Raw genomic sequence first — 22,230 nt, forward strand, 5'->3', positions numbered from 1 at the left:
TAGTCGGCCTAGTGGACTGGTGCTGGCGGGAGCTGGGTCGGTGTTGGCGGTGCTGGCGTTTCTGGGTGGGACGGCTGTGGGGCATGCCTGGGGTGGGTCCAGTGGGACTACGCCTACGCAGGTCGGGCCCGGCGGTGGGTTCCGGCAGTTCCCGGGGCAGCAAGGACAGGTGCCGGGGCAGGGGACCGTACCGGGGCGGGGTCAGCAGGGGACTGTGCCTGGGCAGGGTCAGAGCACCGTGCCGGGGCAGACCCGGACCAGTTAGTCGAGTGGTCTTTTGAGCGTGTCGTTCGTGTCTCAGGATACGGACGACACGCTCAAGCGTTCGTTCGAGTGAATTGCGGGGTAATGATCGGGCGTGGAATGGTCGAACGTCACCTGGTTCCTGACCGCGCTCGGGGCGGTTGTCGTGCTGCTGACGCGTGTCCGGCTGGGCGGTGATCCCGAGGGCACGTCGCGCTCCAGCGGTGTGGCGAGCTTCTCGGCCGCCTTCGTCAAAGTGCATACGACCGTCGGCGTGCTGACGCTGATCGCCTGGATCGTCGCCATGGTCACCGGGCGCAAGGAGATCGCGATCGGCGCGCTGGCCGGCTGGTACCTGCTCTCCCTGGTCGGATTGTTGCTGCTGGCCCGCTGGCTGCCGAGCGCGAGCAAACACGCGCGGGAGAAGGCGACCGACGCCTGGGGCAGCGGCGCCGGCCTCTCCTTGCTCGGTCATCTCGGCATGGTCGTCGGCAGCGCGTACTTCACCTTCGTCACCTTCACCGACCGCCTCTGACCCCAGGAGCAGCCGCCCCAAGCGCCGGCGCCTACGAAGGCAGCAGCCTCAGCCGGTCATCGACGTACCCGGCAACCAGTACCAGCCGACGCTCGGTGACTGACTCCACCACCGATGGCCTCAGGCGCTAAATAAGGAAGCGACTCCCAATTTAGAGTTGATGTCAGTAGTTCGCCGTACTACTCGTGGCGCAGCCCTGTCAGTAGGGCCGCCAGGCTCTGCCGTACCGAGTTCTCGAAGGCCTCGTCCGACAGGGTTGTCCCGGTGCCTGCGACGCGGTCGTACAGCAGGCCGTCCATCATCGCGGCGACCGGCCAGGCGACGGTGTCGGCGTGTGGTACGGCCAGTGCGGCGAGTAGATCCGCGAGTCCTTCGCGGAGGAGTCGGCCGCCCTGGATGATCGCGTCGCGCAGCTCTGGTTGCCGACTCGCTTCCAGGGATAGCTCATAGCGAGCGATGAGGTCGTGGGGGCGGTCGCGAGCCAGGTCAACGACCATGCGGACCAGTAGTTCTTCCAGATCCAAGTCAGTGGGGGGTGGCCCCATTGAGCTGCGGGCCAGGTCTCGCTCGAGCATGCGGTTTACGCAGGCGGTTAGTAGGGCGCCGCGGGTGCGCAGGTAGTACGAGGTGGAGCCCGGGGGGAGGCCGGCTTCCTCGTCTACCGCGCGGTGGGTGAGGCCGCGCAGGCCTCGGGTTGCCACGAGTTGGATGGCCGCGTCAGCGATGGCGGCTCGGCGGTCCTCGCCGAGCGGCACCTTTTTCGTCACGCGCCTACTCTACTCATCCGCACTCTACAGATGTAGAGTGATGACTATGAGGACAGCGATCGTGGTGGGAGCGGGGATCGGTGGGGTGACGGCGGCCGTCGCGCTGGAGCAGTGCGGCTGGCAGGTCACGGTGCTGGAGCGGGCGGCGGAGCTGGGGGAGGTCGGCGCGGGCATCTCCGTCTGGCCGGGGGCCGCGGCGGTGCTCGAGGAGCTCGGTGTGGAGGGGATCGCGAAGGCCGCGCGGCTGGGGGAGGCGGCCGGGATGCGGCGGTGGGACGGGCGGTGGATCGTCGAGGCGGCGGAGCTCGGGATCGAGTTGCCGGTGATGCTGCATCGCACGCAGCTACACCAACTGATCACCGATCGGCTCGGCCCAGCCGTCACCATCCACACCGGCACAACCGTCACCGGCCTCACGCAAGACGCAGACGGCGTCACCGTCACGGCAACCGGCGCCAGGCTGGCCGGTGCTGGGGCGGACGGCGCGGGACTGGGTCGGGTGGAGCCAGGCGCAGCGGGGGCGGGAGGGGTGGGGTCGGGTAGTGCGGAGTACCGGGCTGAGTTGGTGGTGGGGGCTGATGGGATTCGGTCGGTTGTTCGCGGGTTGCTGGCACCGGGGTACAAGGGGCCTCGGTACTCGGGCTATACGGCGTACCGGGGGATTGCCGAGCTGGAGGTCGAGGACAGTGGTGGTGAGACTTGGGGCCGTGGGCAACGATTCGGGTTCGCGAAGATGATCGACGGGCGGATCTACTGGTACTCGGCGGTCAATCGCGAACCAGGCGGTCCGGATGACGATGTGCGGGCGCTGTTCGCCGACTGGCACGAGCCCATTCCTGCGCTGCTCGCAGCGACCCCGGCTGTGCTGCGCAACGACATCTACGACCTGCAGACCCCACTGCTCCCGTTCGTCCACGGCCGCGTGCTCCTGCTCGGCGACGCGGCCCACGCGATGACACCCAACATGGGGCGCGGCGCTTGCTCAGCGATCGAGGATGCCGGCGCGCTCGCCCGCGTACTCCGCGCAGGCGACGACCTGAGCGCGTACGACGCCGAGCGCCGCCCCGCGACGACCAAGCTGGTCAAGCGCTCGCGCCAGATCGGAGTACTCGGTCAACTGGACAGCAAACTGGCTTGCACACTCCGTGACGCCGTCCTTGCGGCAGGCGGCAAAGCGGCCGGATTACTCGCCAAACGCAAGCGGGTGGAACAATCACGCGTGTGATCACCCCTCCGCAGGCTGTCGAGATCCCCGGTGCCAAACATCTCCACTCCGGCAAGGTCCGGGATCTGTACGAGCTGGAATCGGGCCACCTGCTGATGGTCGCCAGCGATCGGATGAGCGCGTTCGACTGGATCCTGGACACGCCGATCCCGGACAAGGGCAAGGTGCTGACCGCGATGAGCCTGTGGTGGTTCGAGCAGCTCGACGTGCCGAACCACATCATCTCCACCGACGTGCCGGCCGAGGTCGCGGGCCGTGCGGTGATCTGCGAGAAGCTGGAGATGCTGCCGGTCGAGTGCGTCGCCCGCGGCTACCTGAGCGGCTCCGGCCTGCTGGACTACAACGCGACCGGCGAGGTCTGCGGCATCCCGCTGCGCGCCGGACTGGTCGAGGGGTCCCGCCTCGACGAGCCGATCTTCACCCCCGCCACCAAGGCCGACATCGGCGAACACGACGAGAACGTCTCGTACGACGCGGTCGTGGCGACCGTCGGCGCCGAGCTGGCCGAGGCGTTGCGCAAGCTCACGCTCGACATCTACTCGCAGGCGCATGCGACCGCCGAGCAGCGCGGAATCATCCTGGCCGACACCAAGTTCGAGTTCGGCACCCGCGCGGACGGCACGATCGTGCTCGCCGACGAGGTGCTCACGCCGGACTCCAGCCGGTTCTGGCCGGCCGCCGAGTGGGCTCCGGGCAAGCAGCAGCCGTCGTACGACAAGCAGATCGTGCGCGACTGGCTGCAGTTCGACTCCGGCTGGGACCGGCACTCGGGCGAGGCGCCGCCGCCGTTGTCGGCCGAGGTGATCGAGCGGACGCGGTCGGCGTACGTCGACGCCTACGAGAGCCTCACCGGCCAGAAGTTCAGCTGAGACTCACCAGACAAAGTCGTCGCTGAGCTTGGCCAGCGCGCGCAGTTTCTGCTCGTCGGCGCCATCCGGATCGGCGGTGAAGACGGCCAGGAACTGCGACCGGTCCGCGTCGACGACGAAGTCGCTGTTCAGCTCCAGCGCGCCCACGTCCGGATGGTTCAGGTGCAGCCGCGGCCAGTCCTGCGCGAAGACCGGGTGCTCGGCCCAGACCTCCGCGAACTCAGAACTCTTGCCCACCAACGTGTTGACCAGCGCACCCGCCTCCGCCGCTGACGGATCGGCGCCGTGCGTCGCGAGCACCTCCGCCACGATCGCCCGGCCGATCACCCCATGGTCCTGCGCAGCGTAGAGCTCGCGCTCGTCAGGTTCGAGGAACCACCGATACGCCCAGTACCGCCGAAAGCCCCGGAATCGGGAGTGATCCCCGAAGACCGCGACCGCCAACCGATTCTGGACGAGCGTCTGGCCGAGGTGACTGCAGATCTGGGCCGGCGTGTGTTCGAGCTGGCGCATCACCCGCACGAGGTTGTCGGCGGGGCGGTCGTGCAGGTACTGCGGAGGGTTGGGATACCCGGCGATCCGGAACAGGTGGTTCCGCTCGTCCTCCGTCAGCCGCAGAGCCTCTCCCAGCGCGTTGAGCAACTGCTCCGACGGCCGCGGACCGCGCTGCTGCTCCATGCGGCTGTAGTAGTCGGTGGAGATCCCGGCCAACTCGGCGACCTCTTCCCGCCGTAGCCCATCGGACCTGCGGCGGCGGGTGCGCGGCAGGCCGACGTCCTCCGGCTGGAGTTGCTCCCGGCGGGTCCGCAGGAAGTCTGCGAGCAGTGCCCGGTTCAGAGTGGGCTGGATCACAGGACAAAGTATCCCTGGTTGCCGCCGTCGCCGATTGGTGTGGTTGGGGTCATGAAACGAATCCTCACCATCTTGGCGGCGGTTGTCCCGCTGGCCGCGCTGATGCCGCTGTCCGGCAGCTCAGCCGCGACCACCACCGCAGCCAGTACCGCCACCACCTGCTCCACTGTCTCCATCAAGGCGCCGCAGGGTGTCCGCATCGACTCACTGACCGGCGTCGACCAGCCCGGCGGCACGGTCGTCATCCCGCCCAACCCGCCCTTCCCGAGTGGCCCGGTCACCGGCGTACCGGCGTACTGCGAGGTCACTGTCCAGCTCAGCCACCCAGGGGCGGGAGACCACGTCAAGACCGTGGTGTGGCTGCCCAAGACCGGCTGGAACGGCAGGTTCCAGGCGCTCGGCGGTAGCGCCTACCAGGCCGGTGAGTTCGGCATCCCGTGGGTGAACGCAGTCAAGGCCGGGTACGCCGTTGCCTCCACCGACGCCGGCGTGGGCCCGTCCCCGTTCACCGCGGACGCCTGGGCACTCAAGGACGGCAAGGTCAACCAGGCCCTGCTGCTGAACTTCGCCTCCCGCTCCCTGCACGACCTGGCGACCGTCGGCAAGGCCGTCACCAACCAGTACTACGGACATGCCGCCAACTACTCCTACTGGACCGGCTGTTCGACCGGTGGCCGCCAGGGGTACATCGAGGCGCAACAGCACCCGGACGACTTCGACGGCATCCTCGCCCAGTCCCCTGCTGTGAACTGGGACCGCTGGGGTGTGGCCGCAATCTGGCCGGCCGTGGTGATGAACCAGGAGCACAACTACCCCACCAAGTGCGTGTTCGACGCGTTCAACGACGCCGCGGTCAAGGCCTGTGACGCGAAGGATGGCGTGGTCAACGGTGTCATCGACCAACCGCAGAAGTGCACGTGGGCGCCGGAGCGGCTGGTCGGCAAGACGGTGCTCTGCGATGGCAAGCCGGTCACGATCACTGCTGCCGATGCCCGGGTCGTCCGCAAGATCTGGGACGGGCCGCGTGGGCTCTGGTACGGGTTGACCCGCGGTTCGTCGTTCGACGGGCTGGCCGCTACGGCGGACGGGAAGGCGGTGCCGTTCGTAGTACCGGACAGCTGGGTGCGCGACTTCCTGAAGCTGGATCCTGCGTTCGACACGAGCAAGCTCACCTATCGCCAGTACGCCAAGCTGTTCCGGCAGTCGCAGGCGCAGTACAACCAGGTCATCGGTAGCGACGACCCGGACCTGTCAGCCTTCCGGCGCTCCGGTGGCAAGCTGCTTTCCTGGCACGGGCTCTCGGACGCGCTGATCCCCGCACTGGGCACTGTCGACTACCGCAAGCGAGTAGAGCGCGAAATGGGCGGCAGTGCTCGGGTGAACGACTTCTACCGCCTCTTCCTGGCGCCGGGAGCTGGTCACTGCGGCGGTGGCATCACGCCGACCGATCCGCTGGCTTCGCTGGTCAAGTGGGTCGAGCAGGGGCAGGCACCTGCCACGTTGCCGGCGGCATCCCTCGACGGCACCGAGCACCGCGACCTGTGCGCTTACCCGAGCGTTTCGAAGTACAAGGGCTACGGCGACCCCAAGCAGGCAAGCAGTTACCGCTGTAGCTAGAAGAGGCTGACACCCAGGGCAAGGGTGATGAAGCGGGCGGCGCGGCCGGCCAGGACGGACAGGGAGAACGTGACCACGCCCATCCGGCTCGCGCCCGCTATCAGCGCCACTCCGTACAGGGGTGGGATACCGACCGACGAGCTCAGCAGCGTGACCGGGATGCCCCAACGCCGGTCGCTGAGCGCGTCGAGCAGGCGCTTGCTGACATCGCGGTTCCACTGGACGAAGCGGCCGCGGCGGGTCTCGAGGTCGACCGGCTTGGGTGCCTTGCCCTTCTTCGCCGCGTAGCCCGGCCGGTACCGCACCGCCAGGAACATCGCCACCTTGCCGATCGTCTGCCCGATCGACACCCCGATCGCGGCGACCACCGGATCAAGCTTGCCGGAGGCACCGACCCCGAGCACGTAGACCTCGGCGTTCAGCACAGGGATGACCGCGGATCCGATCCCGAATCCGATCGCCAGCAGCAGTTGCCACACCCACATGTTCCCGAGGCTATGTCCCATCCCGGCCCCCGGCACGGGACTTAGCACCACCCCGCTCTGTCATCTACACCACAGCCGGTACTGCGGGCCGCCGGTCCCGCACGATCGCGACCAGCCGTTCCAGCGACACCACCTTGACCACGACGCCCGCGAGCGCCACCTCGTAGGGGAGCCAGGCGGCGTCGATCCAGGAGGCGATCAGCAGCGACACCACGACGGCTCCGGTGTTCAGTGCCTTGGCGACCTTGGACCAGTTCCAGCGGTAGATGTGCCGGTCGATCCGGTAGAAGTAGTTCGGGCTGATGCAGTCGGGCCAGAGCAGGAAGGCCAGCGACAGCATCGTGTCGAGCACCCCGAACTGGATCAGGAAGATCGCCAGCGGCCCGATCACCGCCGGATAGGTGGCCATGAACGCGGCGGCGAGCAGGAAGCAGCAGGCCCGGTCGCAGACGATGTCGAAGACGGCGCCCGCGATCGTCTCCTCGTCGCGATGCCGTGCGACCGCGCCGTCGGCGATGTCGCCGATCCAGTACGCCGCATAGCCGGCGATCAGCCAGGCCAGCTCGCCGGTCGCGAAGGCCACCGTCGCGATCAGCATCGCCAGTACGGTCCGGACCAGCGTGATCCGGTTGGGCAGCCCGAGCAGCAGGCCGGGCTTGTGCACGACCATCGCCGCGGTGCTCATCAGGCGGCCCGGAGGTTCTCGGGTGCCAACGCGTCCTGGACGTGATTCCGCAGTACGTACCCCGCCAGGTGGGCTCCGAAGAGCCCGAGGCCGGCCCCGACTGTGGCCAGCAACAAGCCGCTCACGGCCACCAGCAGTGGCCCGAAGACGCCTCTGCTCAACCCCTGGAAGCTGATGGCGGGACCCATCAGGAAGCCGAAGAACAAGCCGACCGCGAGCGCGGGACAGGCGGCGACCGCGAGTTGCCGTTCGAGCACCTGGCGGAGGAACCGGGCATCGACCCCGAACGCGGTCAGGCAGGCGAGCTGCCGACGGTGGTCGACGAGCTGGTCGGTCAGGCCGACGAGCAGGACGGTGAAGGCAGTCGCCACGATCAGCCCCAGACCGACTGCCGCGAAGGCGAAGCCGGTCAGATAGAAATCCGCATTGGTCGACTCCACCGGTACCCGACCGAGGTGCTGGCGGAGATCCTCGTCGAGCGGGATCGGTCTCACGATCAGGTCCAGGATGTTGCTCGCCAGGAATCCGACCACCAGGCCACAGCAGCCGAGCAAGGTGCTCATCCGGCCGGTCGGGCGTGAGTCTGCGATCAGCCGTGCTCCCGCGAGCACGTTGAGTGGTGCGGACGACCGGGTGAGCCGCCGCCCGACGCCGACCGTCAGCCGGGAGCCGCCCAGCAAGGCGAAGACCGGGAGTACGAGCAGGACAAGGGCATAGCCGATGCCGAACGGCCCGGTGATCAAGAGCAGCGCCAGCAGGATCGTTACGAGGGCTATCGCCAGCCGTAGTCCATTGGGGTACGGCTTCGGCTCGGCCGGGCTGCGATCGATGGTCAAAGACCAACCGGTCACCGCCGCGACTGCTGTGGTGAACAGTGCGCAGGCCACCCAGACCGGTAGATCTAACAGATCGGCTCCGGGCAGCAGCCTCGCCATCCGTGGCAGCGCGGCGAACACCAAGCTCAAGGCCAGGTAGATCGGAGCTGCCAGCAGGCCACCCGCAAGTCCGGCCAGTGCGGCGTCCACCCCGCCCAACTGCTTGATCTGCCTCGGGGTTCCGCCTGCCAGCCGTACGGCGGTCAATCGTCGCTCGCGAGCCGCTACGCCGATCCGCAATGCTTGAGCGGCCAGCCCTCCCGCCATTACGGCCAGGATCACGAACACTGTGACAACGCCGTTCCGGAGGCCTTCCTCGGCCAGGTAGTTGCTGTAAGTGGCCTTCGGCAGGTCGCCGGGGCCGAGGCGCCCGATCCGGACGGCGCTGATCACCAGTGCACCGGACAACCCGACTGCGACGGTGGCCAGCCGGATTCTGCTGCGGTCGGCCGGAGTGCGGGAGCGGGAGAGCTGGATGGCCGTCGAGAGCTTCATGTGAGCCTCACTTCGTGCTGGATCACGCCGTCGCGGATCCGGACCTCGCGGTCGGCGACTGCGGCGATCAGGTTGTCGTGGGTGACCATCACGAGCGCGGCGCCCCGGTCACGGGTCGCCTTGAGCAGTACGTCGAGCAGCTCCTGGCCGGCCCGGCTGTCCAGGCTCCCGGTGGGCTCATCAGCCAGTACGACGGCCGGATCGGTGATCAGCGCCCGGGCAACCGCAGCTCGTTGGGTCTGCCCTCCCGACAGCTCGGCCGGAGTGGCCTCTGCCTCGTCGGCGACCCCTACCTGGTCGAGCCACTCGATAGCCGACGTCCGTGCCGCTTGGCGGCTGTGGCCGTCCAGTAGCAGCGGCAGCGCGACGTTGTCGGCCAGCGACAGGTCCGGGACGAGTTGGCCGAACTGCAGGACCACACCGATTCGGCTGCGCCGGTACCTGCTCCGCTCCTCCTCGGTCAGCGCCGACAGGTCTTGCCCATCGATCGCGACCGTTCCGCTGTCAGGCTGGAGGATGCCGGCCGCGCAGTGCAGCAGGGTGGACTTGCCGCCGCCACTGGCTCCCGTGATCGCGACTACCTCGCCCGGTGCGACTGTGAGGGTTACGCCACGCAGGGCGACGTTGCGGCGGTAGCTGTACTCGACGTCACGCAGTTCCAGTGCAGTCATCGGCGGGGCTCCTTCTGCTCGGTGATGCGCTCCATGACGCTGTCGAGCCAGCGCAGGTCGGCGTCGAGATGGGCGACCGTGTACTCCCGGACCAGTGGTGAGGTGGCGTCGTCCCCGGCCGGTGTGGCGTTGAGTTCGCGGATCCGCCGCAGGTGGCTGGCCCGCTGCCTGGCCAGGAACTCGGTCGGGTCGCCGCCGGTCCGTACGGCGGCCACCAGCTTGCGGAGCATCTCGTCGGCACTGCCCCAGGCCGGTGGTACCGGATCGAGCAGCCAGTCGGCGAGGTGCTTGCGGCCCTTGTCGGTGATCGCGTAGACCGTCCGCTCGGGTCCGCCCTCGGAGCCACGGTCAACCACCTCGGCCAGGCCGTCGCGGGCCAGCCGGCCGAGCGTCGTATAGACCTGCCCGAACGCCAGCGGCCGGTTGTCCGGGAACCAGGCGTCGTGGCCGCGCTTCACGTCGTACCCGTGCGCCGGGCCGTCGGCCAGCAGGCCCAGAACAAGCTCCGCGGTTGCCATGGAGACGACTATACACACGATGTATGTACTGAGTGAATAGTCGCCGATGCGGGCAGATCGGGCGGCGGTCGGTAGGATTCAGGCGTCATCCCCGGTCCGAACCAGGAGTTTCAGTGGCTCGCGTTGTCGTCGACGTCATGCTCAAGCCCGAGATCCTCGACCCGCAGGGCAAGGCGGTGCACGGCGCGTTCGGCCGGCTCGGCTTCGACGGCGTGGCCGATGTGCGTCAGGGCAAGCGCTTCGAGATCACCCTGGACGGTGAGGCGACCGAGGAACAGGTCGCCGAGATCCGCAAGGCAGCCGACACGCTGCTGGCCAACCCGGTGATCGAGGACTACACCCTCCACGTGGAAGCCGACGCGCAGTGAAGATCGGGGTCGTCACCTTCCCCGGCTCGCTGGACGACGCCGATGCCCGCCGGGCGGCAGCCGTCGCCGGCGCCGAAGCGGTCGCGCTCTGGCACGGCGACGCGGACCTGCACGGGGTCGACGCGGTCGTCCTGCCGGGTGGCTTCTCGTACGGCGACTACCTGCGGGCCGGCGCCATCTCCCGGTTCGCGCCGGTGATGGAGACCATCATCAAGAAGGCCGGTGAGGGCCTGCCGGTGCTCGGCATCTGCAACGGCTTCCAGGTGCTCTGCGAGTCGCACTTGCTGCCGGGCGCGCTGATCAAGAACAACCACCGCAAGTTCATCTGCAAGGACCAGCCGCTGCGGATCGAGAACAACCGCACCGCCTGGACAAGCGACTACGACGCGAACCACGAGATCACCATCGTGCTGAAGAACCAGGACGGTGGCTTCGTCGCCGACGAGGCCACCCTGGACCGGCTCGAGGGTGAGGGCCTGGTCGTCGCCCGCTACCTGGACGACAACCCGAACGGTTCGTACCGCGACATCGCCGGGATCAGCAACGAGCGCGGCAACGTGGTCGGCCTGATGCCGCACCCCGAGCACTGCGTCGAGACCCTGACCGGCCCGAGCACCGACGGCCTCGGCTTCTTCACCTCGGTCCTGAAGGCCGTAGTCGCCTCCTGATGAAGTTCAGTGGAGCGCGGCGGCTGCTGTTCTGTGCCGCCGCCCTCCTCATCTCCCTCACTGCGGCAACCGGTATGGCGAATGCGGCCGGGCCGGCGCTGAGTGAGCCGGCCAAGGTGATTGTGATCGGTGTGCCCGGGCTGAGCTGGAACGACGTCAAGGCGTCGCCCGGGCTGACCGCGCTGGTCGGCCAGGCGAACGTCGGCTCGATCACCGTGAAGACGGCCGGCCCGCACACCTGCCCGATCGACGGCTGGCTGACGATCAGCGCCGGTACCCGCGCCTGGGGCAGCGTCCCGGACCAGCCCTGCGGCGAACTGCCCGCGGTGGCCGACGGCAAGATCCAGAACTGGCAGACCTACGTCGACCGCCAGGCCGAGCACCACACCGGTGCTCCGCTGGGCCGGCTGACCGCCAGCCGCGAGCGGGTCTGCAGCTTCGGCCCGGGCGGCGCGATCGCGACCGCGGCGGTCGACGGAACGGTGAGCAACTGGGTCGACGGAACGTTGAGCAACTGGCAGGCCGCCCTCGACCGAGGCTGGCTCGGTGGCACGTACTGCAGCGACGCGATCATCGACGCCGGCGCATTGCCACTGCGTGAGGGCCGCGCCGAGGCACTCGAACGGGTCGCCGGAGTGGTGCAGCAGGCAAAGGCTGCCTCGCAGGTCGCCTGGGTGCTGCTCGTCGGTGTCAGCCAGGAGACCGCCAACGCGCACCAGGAGCCCTTGGTGGCGATGCAGTTCCCGCCGGCCGACGGTCCGCGCTGGCTGACCAGTGACTCCACTCGACGCCCTGGCCTGATCCAGCTCACCGACGTGACCGCGACCGTGCTCCGCGGCGTCGGCAAGGAGCTCGACCCGGCCGGCGAGGAGCAGCCCGGCCCGCTCGACGGCAACCAGCTTGCTGTCGACGGCGACCGGCACACCGACTCGGCGGCGGTGATCGAGGACCGGCTCGACACCAACGAGCGGTTCGAGCATCCGCGGCCGATGCTGATCGCCGTCGCGATGACCTTGCTTGCGGCGCAGTTGATCGCGCTCGGGTGGTTTCTCAAGACGCGGAGCCGGCGGGCCCGGAGTACGAGCGAATTCACGTTGCTTGCCCAAGGCGGGTTCTTCATCGCGGTCTTTCTGTCCACCGCGACCGTCTGGTGGCGCTGGCCGTCGCCCGGGCTTTCCCTGTACCTCGTAGTGCTGGCCATCAGCGCGGCCTTCGCAGCCATAGCTCGGGTCGTGCTGAAGCAATGGGCCGCGCTGGGCATCCTGGCGGCGGCGTACCTGATCCTGCTGGTGGACGGAGTGCTCGGCACACCGCTGCAGTTCGGCAGCATGTTCGCCGACGGACCGGTGATCGGCGGACGCTTCTACGGCTTCGGTAACTCGACCTTCGCGACTCTTGCTGTCGCCGCACTCGTCATGGCCGGCTGGGCCGCGCAGAGGCTGCTCGACCAAGGCCAGAGCCGAGTGAAGGCGGCGCTCGCAGTACTGGCGATCGGCGGCCTCGCGATCATCGTGGACGGCAAGCCCGGCTGGGGCACCGACTTCGGCGGCATCATCGCGCTGACCCCGGCGGTGCTGCTGCTTGCGTGGCTGGCCTGGCGCGGCAGCATCTCCCTCAAGGCACTGATCGGTGTCGGGGTCGCGGGAGCGGTCGCGGTGTCAGCTGTCGCCTTCCTCGACTACCTGCGGCCGGAGGATCAGCGCAGCCACTTCGGCACCTTCGTGGCCCGGCTGCTCGACGGTGATGTCGGCGACATCCTGATCCGCAAGCTGCAGATGTCCCTCGGCTTCTTCCACACCCCGGCGGGCTGGTTCATGCTCGCCGGAGTGGTGCTGGCGATGCTGGCGACCATCCGGCCGGACAAGGTCCCGTTCGGGAGCTACCGCACCTTCTATGCCAGCCGGCCGATGGTCCGACCAACCCTGCTCGCCCTGTCGACCTGTGGTCTGGTCGGCATGTTGCTGAACGACGCCGGGGTCGCCCTGCCCGCGATCATGGCCGGCTTCACCCTGCCCTTGCTGGTGGCCCACCTGCTGGCCAGTAGCGTTGTACCCGAGTCCCACCTAGTTCAGGAGTCACAAAGTGTCGACCGACACCGTCAGTAACGCGACCAGTACGCCGGACGTGGAGCAGCCGTGGGCGGAGCTCGGGCTGAAGCCGGACGAGTACCAGCGGATCCGCGACATCCTGAAGCGGCGGCCGACCAGCTGCGAGCTGGCGATGTACTCGGTGATGTGGAGCGAGCACTGCTCCTACAAGTCGTCCAAGGTGCACCTCAAGCGCTTCGGTGAGATCCCGCAGGAGACGCCGGCCGGCAAGATGCTCGCGGGCATCGGCGAGAACGCCGGTGTGATCGACATCGGCGAGGGCTACGCGGTCACCTTCAAGGTCGAGTCGCACAACCACCCGTCGTACGTCGAGCCGTACCAGGGCGCGGCGACCGGGGTCGGCGGCATCGTCCGCGACATCCTGGCGATGGGCGCCCGCCCGGTCGCGGTGATGGACCCGCTGCGGTTCGGCCCGCTGGACGCGCCGGACACCAAGCGCGTGCTGCCCGGCATCGTCTCCGGTGTCGGCGGCTACGGCAACAGCCTCGGCCTGCCGAACATCGGCGGCGAGGTCGTCTTCGACGCGACCTACCTGGGCAACCCGCTGGTCAACGCGCTCTGCGTCGGCGTCATGCGGCACGAGGACCTGCACCTGGCCAACGCGACCGGCGTCGGCAACCAGATCATCCTGTACGGCGCCAAGACCGGCGGCGACGGGATCGGCGGCGTCTCGGTACTGGCGTCCGAGACCTTCGCGGATGGTGGGCCGACCAAGCGTCCCGCAGTACAGGTCGGCGACCCGTTCATGGAGAAGCTGCTGATCGAGTGCACGCTCGAGCTGTTCGCGGCCCGGATCGTCGAGGGCATCCAGGACCTCGGTGGCGCGGGGCTTTCGTGTGCGACGTCGGAGCTGGCGAGCGCGGGCGACGGCGGCATGCACGTCTCGCTCGACAAGGTGCCGCTGCGCGACGCATCGCTTGCTCCGGAAGAGATTCTGATGAGCGAGTCGCAGGAACGGATGATGGCGGTCGTCACGCCGGAGAATGTCGAGCAGTTCCTGAAGATCTGCGAGAAGTGGGATGTGCAGGCGGACGTGATCGGTGAGGTCACCGACACCGGGCTGCTGCAGATCGATTGGCACGGCGAGCGCGTGGTCGACGTACCGCCGCGGACCGTCGCGCACGACGGGCCGGTCTACGAGCGTCCGTACGCGCGCCCGGCCTGGCAGGACGAACTGCAGGCCGACGGCGCCGAGAAGTTGCCCCGGGCAACCAGTGGCGAGGAGCTGCGGGACACGCTGCTTCGTTTGATTGCTTCGCCCAACCTGTGCGACAAGTCGTGGGTGACGGACCAGTACGACCGGTACGTGCTCGGCAACTCGGTGCTGGCGCAGCCCGAGGACAGCGGGATGATCCGGGTCGACGAGACGAGCGGCCTCGGCGTCGCGGTCTCCACCGACTGCAACGGCCGCTTCGCCAAGCTCGACCCGTACACGGGCGCCAAGCTCGCGCTGGCCGAGTCGTACCGCAACGTCGCCACCACCGGCGCCCGTCCGGCTGCGGTCACCGACTGCCTGAACTTCGGCTCGCCGGAAGACCCGGGCGTGATGTGGCAGTTCACCGAGGCCATCCGCGGCCTGGTCGACGGCTGCATCGAGCTGGGCATCCCGGTCACCGGCGGCAACGTGTCGTTCTACAACCAGACCGGTGAGACCCCGATCCTGCCGACGCCGGTGGTCGGCGTACTGGGTGTCATCGACGATGTGACGCGGCGGACCCCGATCGGATTCACCGCCGAGATGGAGGGCCACCAGCTCTACCTGCTCGGCGAGACCGAGGAGGAGCTGTCGGGCTCGGAGTGGGCGCACGTCATCCACGGTCACCTCGGCGGACGTCCGCCGGCGGTCGACCTGGCCCATGAGCAGCAGCTCGCGGACATCCTCATCAACGCGTCCCGCGACGGGCTGATCGACGCCGCCCACGACGTCAGCGACGGTGGCGTTGCCCAGGTACTGGTCGAGTCAGCCCTTCGTGGCGGCGTCGGCGCCCGCGTCTGGGCGCCGGACGGTCTCGACCCGTTCCTCTTCCTCTTCGCCGAATCCTCGGGTCGCGCGGTCGTCGCAGTCCCGCGCACCGAAGAGGTCCGCTTCACCGACATGTGCACCGCCCGCCGCTTTCCGCACACCAAGATCGGCGTCGTCACCGGCGAATCCCTCGACGTGCAGGACCAGTTCGAGGTCTCGCTCACGGACCTTCGCACCACCTGGTCCGCGACGCTGCCGGCCGCTCTTGGCTGACGTGAGCCGCGACCTCGACTGGGACGGCGCGGTCAACGCGCGGGATCTCGGTGGACTGCCGGCTGGGTCGGGGACGATCCAGCCGGGGCGGGTCTATCGGTCCGCGCGGCCTGACCTGCTGACTGACGCCGGCTGGAAGCAACTGGCTGAGGCGGGCGTCGGTACCGTGATCGACCTGCGGAACGACTACGAGCGGCTCGAAGTACGGGTGCTCGACGTCGTGCACCACCATCCGGTCGAGGACCAGGACGACGCCGAGTTCATGGCGGTGTGGGGTGAGCGGCTGGACAGCCCGGCGTACTACGGGGAGGCGCTCCGCCGCTGGCCCGGGCTGATCACGTCCGTGTTCGCCCGGATCGCGGACGCCCCGCCCGGCGGCGTACTGGTGCATTGCAAGGCCGGCAAGGACCGTACCGGCATGATCATCGCGATGCTGCTCAGCCTGGTGGGGACGCCGGTGGCGGACATCCTCGACGACTACGAGCTCGCCGTACGGACGATGAACGCGTACTACGCGGAGCACCCCGAAGCCGGCGAGACACCGCTCAGCGACTCGGCCCTCGAGGCGCATTGCGCCGACGCGTGCCTGGCGATGGTCGCGTTCCTCGGGTCGACCGATGTCGCGGGCTACCTCACCAACAGCGGCCTGACCTTCGAACAGCTCGACCACCTCCGGGACCGCTTGCTCGCCTGACTTCTGGTTGGGTGTTGCCCTCGGGACTGGCACACTCGGGAAGAAGGAGTGGGGGTGAGGATGACCGATAGGTACAAGGGCCGTCCGCGGGCTGACCTGGCGAACCTGGCAGGCTACGCCGCGGCCGCGAGCCAGGAGGCCCGCGCTGTCGCTGCGCGCCGCCGCATGCAACCGCTCCGGCTGACCGACGAAGAACGCCACCTCGTCATCGACGAGCTTTCCGAGCAGTTCGCGATCGGCCGCCTGGACGAGCTGGAACTCCATCGCCGGGTCGACATCGTCAACGAAGCCGTCACCCACGCCGACCTCCAGCCCGCCTTCCACGGCCTGCCGCAACCCGCTCTCTACGCGCCGAAACCACGTCAGCCCGGGCGCTGGCGGTGGGCCGCGTTCATCGGCGCCGTCTGGCTGGCCCTGCCGTTCTTCCTGACCGGCCTGGTCTTCTTGGTCTTCGGCCGCGAAATCGCCGCCGCCATCTTCGGCGTGCCGGCCCTGGCCTGGGTCGCCGTGATGTGGCGCTGGGCCAAGGCTCCCACCCGCAAGTCCCGCCGGACCTAGATTTCACCCACCCGGATTGCAGCAACCGGCAGAACTGTTATCGGCCGGATGACCGTCTGAGCTGGAAAACTGGTCAAGGTGCCGACCTGGGGTGGGTGGCGGAGGCTGGGGGCGAGACGTGAGTGCTGACAGGAACGCGGTTCTGGTGGTTCTGATGGACGGACCGCTCACCCTCGATCAGGTGGCCTCGGACGCGTTGGTCCCCGAAGACACGGCCGGGCGGCTGCTGGCGGCGCTGATCGGCGACTCGCTGGTGGGGAGGCTGCAGCGGTTCGGTGAGCGGACGCAGTACGAGCTGACTCGCGCAGGGCGATCGAAGGCGCGGGAGCTCGTCGCGGCGGCCCGGCCGGCCGGGAACGACCGGTACCTGCGGATGATGCGGGTGCGGGAGAACACCGTGCCTGGTCCGCCACCACCGATGCGACGGGCGGCCGGTCGTGTCCGGCGCGTTCGGCAGCCGGCGGCGAAGCTCCGGGAGCCCCGACTGCGGCTGACCGACCAAGACCGGTCTGACTGCTCGTCCGCGTTGGCCGAGGAGCATGCCCACGGCAGGCTCACGATGGATGAGTTCAACGAACGGACCAGCCTGCTGTACGCCGCGTCGACCCGAGCTGACCTCGGCCAGGTCTTCGAGGGCCTCCAGCTGCCCGTGCTCGGCCGCACCCCCGGTATCTCCGAACCCCCGCCGCCAGAGCCGGAGCCGATTCCGGCCTGGCGCCGGACGGTGTCCGGGATCCTCGTCGCGATGTCGGTGCCGTTCTTCCTGATCGGGCTGTTGTTGCTGGACGGACCGTTCGAGGTCGACGACACCGTGGTCGGGGTGATCTTCATGGGCGGCGCGGTGCTCTGGTCGTACCTCGCCCTGTCCTGGTCCCGCCGCAAATGACCCCCGACGAGCAAGTGGTGCTGGTGGTACTCGCCGCCGGCCCGACAACCCGCGACCGGGTCGCGTCGTACCTGCAACTTCCTGAGCATCAGGCAGGCCGGGTGATCAACTCGTTGATCCGCAAGTCGCTGGTGGGCAAGGTGCCGGGAGGTCGCAGCAGACCGGAGTACGGGCTGACCGCGCGCGGTCTGGCGGAGGCGCGGCAGCTCACCGCGGGCTTGTTGCCCAATCAGATGCTGTCGGACCAGGTGGCGAGCTTCCGTCGGATCGCCGTTGCGCCGCCGCCGCGACCTGCGAGGAAGCCGCGGAAGGCAGGCGGCGTCAGCTCGTCCCAGGTGCCCCCTTCCCCCGAGGAAGGTACGGCTGACGATGCAGTACGACGCTCAGCGCTGAACGCGTTGATGCCCGGCCCGCTGACCCGGGATCAGGTGGCGTCGAAGCTGGGTCTCTCCGAGCATGCGGCCGGGCGGCTGCTGGATCGGCTGATCTGGGAGTCCCTGGCGGTCAAGCTGCCGCAGGACGTCGGCCGGCCGAAGTACGGACTGACCGCGGCGGGCCGGAAGAAGCTGGTCGGAGTCAGCGAAGTGCTGCAAGAGCTGGCACGCAATCCGACGGCAATCGAAGTGGTCGTGCCGCCACCGGATGAAGAGCCGCCGGCGATGGAGCCGCAGGAAGACGTCCCCTGGATTCAGCTCACCCCGGCCGGATGGATCTTATTGGTGGTGCTGCTGGTGATTCTGATCCGGTCTGTGCTCAACCACATCGCCTAACCTGCGAGGTATGACCGTTCTGCGTTCGATCGGGTTGTTCGGAGTGGCGGCGGTGGCTGAGATCGGTGGGGCCTGGCTGGTGTGGCAGGGGATCAGGGAGCATCGGGGAGTGTTGTGGGTGCTCGGCGGAATGGTTGCCTTGGGCGCCTATGGGTTCGTGGCGACCTTGCAGCCGGACGCGCATTTCGGCCGGATCCTGGCGGCGTACGGCGGGGTGTTCGTGGCCGGTTCGCTCGCCTGGGGGATGGTGCTCGACGGGTTCCGCCCGGATCGGTGGGATGTGGCCGGCGCGGTCGTCTGTCTCGCCGGGGTAGGGCTGATCATGTACGCGCCGCGCGGCTGAAATAGCCTAGGGTGGTGGAGCCGTTGCTGCGACTTGCCGTGCCTGCGGACGCGCCTGCCATCACGGAGTTGATGCGGGCGTCCGTGCGCAGCCTCTTCCCGGCGTACTACGACCAGGTACAGGTAGCGAGCGCCGAGGTACACATCGCCGGGCTCGACCTCGCGCTGATCGAGGACGGCACCTACTACGTGCACGAGGCCGGCGGCGAGATCGTCGCGTGCGGTGGCTGGAGCCGGCGCAACAAACTCTTCAACGGATCGGCGGCCGGCGCCGACGACAGGTTGCTCGACCCGGCCACCGAGCCGGCCCGGATCCGGGCGATGTTCGTCCGCGGCGACTGGACCCGGCGCGGGCTCGGCCGGGCCATCCTGACCGCCTGCGTCGACGCGGCCCGCGCCGCGGGGTTCAGCCAGCTGGCGCTGATGTCGACGCTGCCCGGCGTACCGCTGTACAAGTCGTTCGGCTTCACCGAGGTCGAGGCCGCCGACCTGACGATGCCCGACGGCGTCGTGCTCGGCGGCGTCGCGATGGAACGCCCAGTCGATCACATTGGAGACAAACGATGACCGCAGGTACCACCGCCCAGGCCCCCGACGGCACCGAGGTCGTGCTCGGCGAGATCGGTACCCGGGTACTGCTGGAGAATTCCCGCGTCCGCGTCTGGGAGGTCTCCCTCGCACCCGGTGAAGCCCAGGCCTGGCACCTGCACCACAACCCGTACGTCGTCCTCTGCCTGTCGACGTCGCCCTGCCACATGGACTGGCTCGACGGCAGCGCGCCCCGCGAACTCAGCGAGACCGTCGGTGGCTCGGTCTACCGCCCGGTCTCCCCGGTCCACATGCTCACCAACGACGGCGACGCGCCGTACCTCAACCGCCTGATCGAACTCCTCGACCTCGGCGAGGAAGCCTCCGGCGAGCCCTACGCCCCCGGCGAAGGCGTCGGCCGCTTCTCCGAACCCGGCGAACTCCCCACCAAGGTGGTCGTCGACGACACCGACGTACAGGTCATCCACATCACCCCCGACGCAGGCGAAACCTACACCTGGAACACCGGCGCCCACCCAACCCTGATCGCCGACCTCGACCTCAACACCCCAGACGTCACCTACCTCCAGCCCGGCGACGCCTACACCCTCCCGCCGAAGCAGTCCCGCACCAGCGGCTTCAACATCGTGGAACTCCGCTACTACAGCTGATTCCTGACAGCTGTCGCGCTGGGTAATGCGAGAGCCGCGGCGGCCAGCGTGGCGGCTTTTGCCAGATCGATCTGGCGAAGACGGGCCTTCACCGTCGGTACCTGTGGGCCGACAGCGCTCAGTTCGTGGACGCCTAGGCCGACTAGTAGGACCGCGGCGTCTGGGTCGCTTGCCAGGTCGCCGCAGACGGCTACCTCGGCGCCATTCGGTACGCCACGGACCACGTGGTCGATCAGTTGGAGGACTGCGGGGTCGAGGCCGTCTGCGAGGGCGGCGACGGCGCTGTTGCCGCGGTCGGAGGCTGTTGTGTACTGGGTGAGGTCGTTGGTGCCGATGCTGACGAAGTCCAGGCCGTCAGCCAACGTCGCGATCCGGAGCGCGGCCGCCGGGACCTCGACCATGATGCCGACCTTCAACGTCGCAGGCGGATTCAGCTCGGCCAGCTCGGCACGGGCCCAGGCGACCTCTTCGGCCGTCGTGACCATCGGGAACATCACCTGTACCGGGGTCTCTGCAGCCACCTGGCAGATCGCCGTCAGCTGATCGCGCAGCAACTCCGGCCGCCGACGGAACACCCGGATCCCGCGTTCGCCGAGGAACGGGTTCGTCTCTCGATCCTGGGGGAGGAAGGCGAGCGGCTTGTCACCCCCGACATCCCAGGTCCGGATCGTGATCGGCTTGCCTTGCAGGGCTGCTGCGATCGCCCGGAACGCCTCGACCTGCTCGTCAACAGTCGGCGCAACCCGCCACTCCCCGAACAGCACCTCAGTCCGCACCAGCCCCGCCCCGTCGGCCCCACGCGCATCCACCGCATCCTGCACCGACCCAACGTTGGCGAGCACCTCGATCGTCCGCCCGTCGAGCGTCACCGCGGCCTGCTCAGCCGCCACCAACGCCGCTTCCCGCTCAGCAGTCCGCTCCCGTACGACGCCCCGCAACCGCTCCCCACCATCGCCCGGCTCGACGACGAACTCGTGAGCCCGAGCATCAAACCCCACCAACGCCCCGTCCGGTACCTCCACATCCCCGATCCCAGTAATCACCGGAATCCCCCGCGACCGAGCCACAATCACGCCGTGCCCCGTAGTACCAGCCGCCCGCACCGCGATCCCGACGACCCGCTCAGCATCAACCGCCGCAGCAGTACCCGCATCCAACTCCCGCACCACCAACACCCCACCAGCCGCCCCACCACTGGAGGCTCCGCCGTCGGCTGCTCCGGTGCTGGCTGCTGCGTCGTCGGCTGCTCCGGTACTCGCCGCTCCGTCGTCAGCTGCCCTGTTGTCAGCCGCGCCGGCAGTCGCGGGCTCGTCCTGGCCAACCAGCGCGCGTAGTACGCGGTTGCGGACGCTGCGGACGTCTTGGGCGCGCTCGCGTTGGTACGGATCGTCCAGCGCCTCGAAGTCCGCCGCGACCGCGTCCAACGCCGCCTTCCATGCGTCTGGAGCGCTCTTGTCTTCGCCTTGTGTGATCGCCCGGAAGACCGCGTCCTGCACCACCACGTCGCCGAGCAAAGCCAACTGTGCATCGAAGATCGACGCCTCCGCAGTACCGACCGTCTTCGCCGTCTGATCCCGCAGTTCCCTCAACTGCTCCTCGGCCACCCGCAGGGCGTCCTGCGCCCGCTGCCGCTCAGCGTCAACATCACCCGCCTGGTACCCGCTCAGCTCAACCTCTTGATCCGCAACGATCGCCGTCCCGACAGCAACATCCAAACCGGACCCACTCCGCCCCCGGCCCGCGCCGCCCGCACCCGCCGCACCGCCTGTGCCCGTGGCATCCGCTGCGCCTGCGGTAGCCGATGTTGTCGACGGTGGGTCGTCGAAGTCGCGGTCAGCCAATGCGCCCAGGGCTGCCACTGCGGCGTCCGCCTCGGGGCCGCTGGCGCTGATCCGCAATCGATGGCCCTGCTGGACGTTGAGGGTCGCCACCATGCTCAGACTGCCGGCGTCGACCGGGCCCTTCCCCGTCGTCAGATTCGTCAACCTCACCTGCGCCTGGAACCGCTGAGCAACCCCGACCACCTTCGCCGCAGGCCGCGCATGCAACCCGTGCTCGTTCCCCACCACAACTTCCACAAAACTATTGCCCTCAGCAACCACCGGCTCATCGGCGACAGCATCGCCCAGATGATCCTGCTTCCCAGCCAGCCCCCGCGAAGCCTCAGCCACTACCGCATCCAGCGTCGCCCCGGTCGACGCCGTCACCACCGCCGCCACAAGTCCTTCCACCAAAGGCGCGCTGGATAACTTCACCCGCCCAGCAACCTCAGGATCCACGAACTCCAACGCCAGCTCAGCACTGAGCACCGCACTACCCAGATCAAGCAACACCAGAACGCCGTCGGCGCTGTCCGCAACCCCGATCGCCTCAGCAACCGCCGCCGCATCCGTCCCGAACGTCGTCTCATCCAGCCCGGCCGCCACCGCGATCACCGGCCGGCTGCCCTCAGCAACCATCTCCGACGCCAACCCAACAGCCGCCTCAGCCAGCGCCCGACTGTGCGAAACAACCACAATCCCGATCACGAGCTCACCACTCCAGGAGCACTCGCACGTCCCGCT

Annotated in this window: 23 protein-coding genes; 15 read left to right on the forward strand and 8 right to left on the reverse strand. The window is 68.6% G+C overall.

Annotation, left to right across the window (positions count from 1 at the left end; all coding sequences use genetic code 11):
- Nucleotides 1–358 precede the first annotated feature (358 nt).
- Nucleotides 359–778, forward strand: coding sequence for a hypothetical protein (locus ACIA12_RS25090; RefSeq protein ID WP_396369520.1), 420 nt, complete (start codon nucleotides 359–361; stop codon nucleotides 776–778).
- A 179-nt stretch (nucleotides 779–957) separates the two neighbouring features.
- Here the strand turns inward: ACIA12_RS25090 and ACIA12_RS25095 are convergent, their stop codons facing one another.
- Nucleotides 958–1,545: a TetR/AcrR family transcriptional regulator gene (locus ACIA12_RS25095; protein ID WP_396369521.1), complete on the reverse strand. Its 588-nt coding sequence runs from the start codon at nucleotides 1,543–1,545 to the stop codon at nucleotides 958–960.
- Nucleotides 1,546–1,591: 46 nt separating this feature from the next.
- Between ACIA12_RS25095 and ACIA12_RS25100 the strand changes: the two genes are divergently transcribed.
- Together ACIA12_RS25100 and ACIA12_RS25105 are read left to right on the forward strand one after the other, a co-directional pair.
- Nucleotides 1,592–2,770: an FAD-dependent monooxygenase gene (locus tag ACIA12_RS25100; protein ID WP_396369522.1), complete on the forward strand. Its 1,179-nt coding sequence runs from the start codon at nucleotides 1,592–1,594 to the stop codon at nucleotides 2,768–2,770.
- A complete protein-coding gene (locus ACIA12_RS25105) occupies nucleotides 2,767–3,639 on the forward strand; it encodes a phosphoribosylaminoimidazolesuccinocarboxamide synthase (RefSeq protein WP_396369523.1) in 873 nt (290 codons plus the stop codon). The genes ACIA12_RS25100 and ACIA12_RS25105 overlap by 4 nt, the downstream gene beginning before the upstream one ends.
- 3 nt (nucleotides 3,640–3,642) lie before the next feature.
- Here the strand turns inward: ACIA12_RS25105 and ACIA12_RS25110 are convergent, their stop codons facing one another.
- On the reverse strand, nucleotides 3,643–4,491 hold the full coding sequence (locus ACIA12_RS25110; protein WP_396369524.1) for a helix-turn-helix transcriptional regulator: 849 nt from the start codon (nucleotides 4,489–4,491) through the stop codon (nucleotides 3,643–3,645).
- 51 nt (nucleotides 4,492–4,542) lie between these two features.
- On the opposite strand from ACIA12_RS25110, the gene ACIA12_RS25115 reads away from it, so the two are divergent.
- Nucleotides 4,543–6,108, forward strand: a complete 1,566-nt coding sequence (locus ACIA12_RS25115) for a tannase/feruloyl esterase family alpha/beta hydrolase (RefSeq protein WP_396369525.1) — start codon at nucleotides 4,543–4,545, stop codon at nucleotides 6,106–6,108.
- On the opposite strand, the gene ACIA12_RS25120 is transcribed toward ACIA12_RS25115, so the two are convergent.
- From ACIA12_RS25120 to ACIA12_RS25140, 5 genes are all read right to left on the reverse strand, one after another.
- Nucleotides 6,105–6,593: a hypothetical protein gene (locus ACIA12_RS25120; protein WP_396369526.1), complete on the reverse strand. Its 489-nt coding sequence runs from the start codon at nucleotides 6,591–6,593 to the stop codon at nucleotides 6,105–6,107. The genes ACIA12_RS25115 and ACIA12_RS25120 overlap by 4 nt on opposite strands.
- A 64-nt stretch (nucleotides 6,594–6,657) precedes the next feature.
- Nucleotides 6,658–7,278, reverse strand: a complete 621-nt coding sequence (locus ACIA12_RS25125) for a CDP-alcohol phosphatidyltransferase family protein (RefSeq protein ID WP_396369527.1) — start codon at nucleotides 7,276–7,278, stop codon at nucleotides 6,658–6,660.
- Nucleotides 7,278–8,648 (reverse strand): hypothetical protein, encoded by a 1,371-nt coding sequence (locus tag ACIA12_RS25130; protein ID WP_396369528.1) that lies wholly within the window; start codon nucleotides 8,646–8,648, stop codon nucleotides 7,278–7,280. The genes ACIA12_RS25125 and ACIA12_RS25130 overlap by 1 nt, the downstream gene beginning before the upstream one ends.
- The gene (locus ACIA12_RS25135) at nucleotides 8,645–9,319 is read right to left on the reverse strand and encodes an ABC transporter ATP-binding protein (RefSeq protein ID WP_396369529.1); all 675 of its coding nucleotides are present in this window, start codon (nucleotides 9,317–9,319) and stop codon (nucleotides 8,645–8,647) included. Before ACIA12_RS25135 ends, ACIA12_RS25130 begins: the two co-directional genes overlap by 4 nt.
- Nucleotides 9,316–9,837 carry a PadR family transcriptional regulator gene (locus ACIA12_RS25140; RefSeq protein WP_396369530.1) on the reverse strand — a complete coding sequence of 174 codons (522 nt, stop codon included), beginning with the start codon at nucleotides 9,835–9,837 and terminating at the stop codon, nucleotides 9,316–9,318. The genes ACIA12_RS25135 and ACIA12_RS25140 overlap by 4 nt, the downstream gene beginning before the upstream one ends.
- Nucleotides 9,838–9,950: 113 nt before the next feature.
- Between ACIA12_RS25140 and purS the strand changes: the two genes are divergently transcribed.
- From purS to ACIA12_RS25195, 11 genes are all read left to right on the forward strand, one after another.
- Complete coding sequence (purS, locus tag ACIA12_RS25145; protein ID WP_363814251.1) at nucleotides 9,951–10,205, forward strand: phosphoribosylformylglycinamidine synthase subunit PurS; 255 nt, start codon at nucleotides 9,951–9,953, stop codon at nucleotides 10,203–10,205.
- Nucleotides 10,202–10,873, forward strand: a complete 672-nt coding sequence (gene purQ, locus ACIA12_RS25150; protein WP_363814249.1) for a phosphoribosylformylglycinamidine synthase subunit PurQ — start codon at nucleotides 10,202–10,204, stop codon at nucleotides 10,871–10,873. The genes purS and purQ overlap by 4 nt, the downstream gene beginning before the upstream one ends.
- Nucleotides 10,873–12,978, forward strand: a complete 2,106-nt coding sequence (locus ACIA12_RS25155) for a hypothetical protein (protein WP_396369531.1) — start codon at nucleotides 10,873–10,875, stop codon at nucleotides 12,976–12,978. Before purQ ends, ACIA12_RS25155 begins: the two co-directional genes overlap by 1 nt.
- Nucleotides 12,956–15,217 carry a phosphoribosylformylglycinamidine synthase subunit PurL gene (gene purL, locus ACIA12_RS25160; protein WP_396369532.1) on the forward strand — a complete coding sequence of 754 codons (2,262 nt, stop codon included), beginning with the start codon at nucleotides 12,956–12,958 and terminating at the stop codon, nucleotides 15,215–15,217. Before ACIA12_RS25155 ends, purL begins: the two co-directional genes overlap by 23 nt.
- Nucleotide 15,218: 1 nt before the next feature.
- Nucleotides 15,219–15,911, forward strand: coding sequence for a tyrosine-protein phosphatase (locus ACIA12_RS25165; RefSeq protein ID WP_396369533.1), 693 nt, complete (start codon nucleotides 15,219–15,221; stop codon nucleotides 15,909–15,911).
- A 60-nt stretch (nucleotides 15,912–15,971) separates the two neighbouring features.
- Nucleotides 15,972–16,469, forward strand: coding sequence for a DUF1707 domain-containing protein (locus tag ACIA12_RS25170; RefSeq protein WP_396369534.1), 498 nt, complete (start codon nucleotides 15,972–15,974; stop codon nucleotides 16,467–16,469).
- A gap of 154 nt (nucleotides 16,470–16,623) precedes the next feature.
- Nucleotides 16,624–17,355, forward strand: a complete 732-nt coding sequence (locus ACIA12_RS25175; RefSeq protein ID WP_396369535.1) for a DUF1707 domain-containing protein — start codon at nucleotides 16,624–16,626, stop codon at nucleotides 17,353–17,355.
- On the forward strand, nucleotides 17,352–18,125 hold the full coding sequence (locus tag ACIA12_RS25180; protein WP_396369536.1) for a hypothetical protein: 774 nt from the start codon (nucleotides 17,352–17,354) through the stop codon (nucleotides 18,123–18,125). Before ACIA12_RS25175 ends, ACIA12_RS25180 begins: the two co-directional genes overlap by 4 nt.
- A gap of 10 nt (nucleotides 18,126–18,135) precedes the next feature.
- A complete protein-coding gene (locus tag ACIA12_RS25185) occupies nucleotides 18,136–18,468 on the forward strand; it encodes a YnfA family protein (RefSeq protein ID WP_396369537.1) in 333 nt (110 codons plus the stop codon).
- Between the two features lie 14 nt (nucleotides 18,469–18,482).
- Complete coding sequence (locus ACIA12_RS25190) at nucleotides 18,483–19,034, forward strand: GNAT family N-acetyltransferase (RefSeq protein ID WP_396369538.1); 552 nt, start codon at nucleotides 18,483–18,485, stop codon at nucleotides 19,032–19,034.
- Nucleotides 19,031–19,666 carry a hypothetical protein gene (locus ACIA12_RS25195; RefSeq protein ID WP_396369539.1) on the forward strand — a complete coding sequence of 212 codons (636 nt, stop codon included), beginning with the start codon at nucleotides 19,031–19,033 and terminating at the stop codon, nucleotides 19,664–19,666. The genes ACIA12_RS25190 and ACIA12_RS25195 overlap by 4 nt, the downstream gene beginning before the upstream one ends.
- Here the strand turns inward: ACIA12_RS25195 and dhaM are convergent.
- Nucleotides 19,657–22,194: a dihydroxyacetone kinase phosphoryl donor subunit DhaM gene (gene dhaM, locus ACIA12_RS25200; protein ID WP_396369540.1), complete on the reverse strand. Its 2,538-nt coding sequence runs from the start codon at nucleotides 22,192–22,194 to the stop codon at nucleotides 19,657–19,659. The genes ACIA12_RS25195 and dhaM overlap by 10 nt on opposite strands.
- Nucleotides 22,195–22,230: the final 36 nt, after the last annotated feature.

Origin of the sequence: Kribbella sp. NPDC051620 (assembly GCF_044453825.1) — a bacterium.
GTDB lineage: Bacteria > Actinomycetota > Actinomycetes > Propionibacteriales > Kribbellaceae > Kribbella.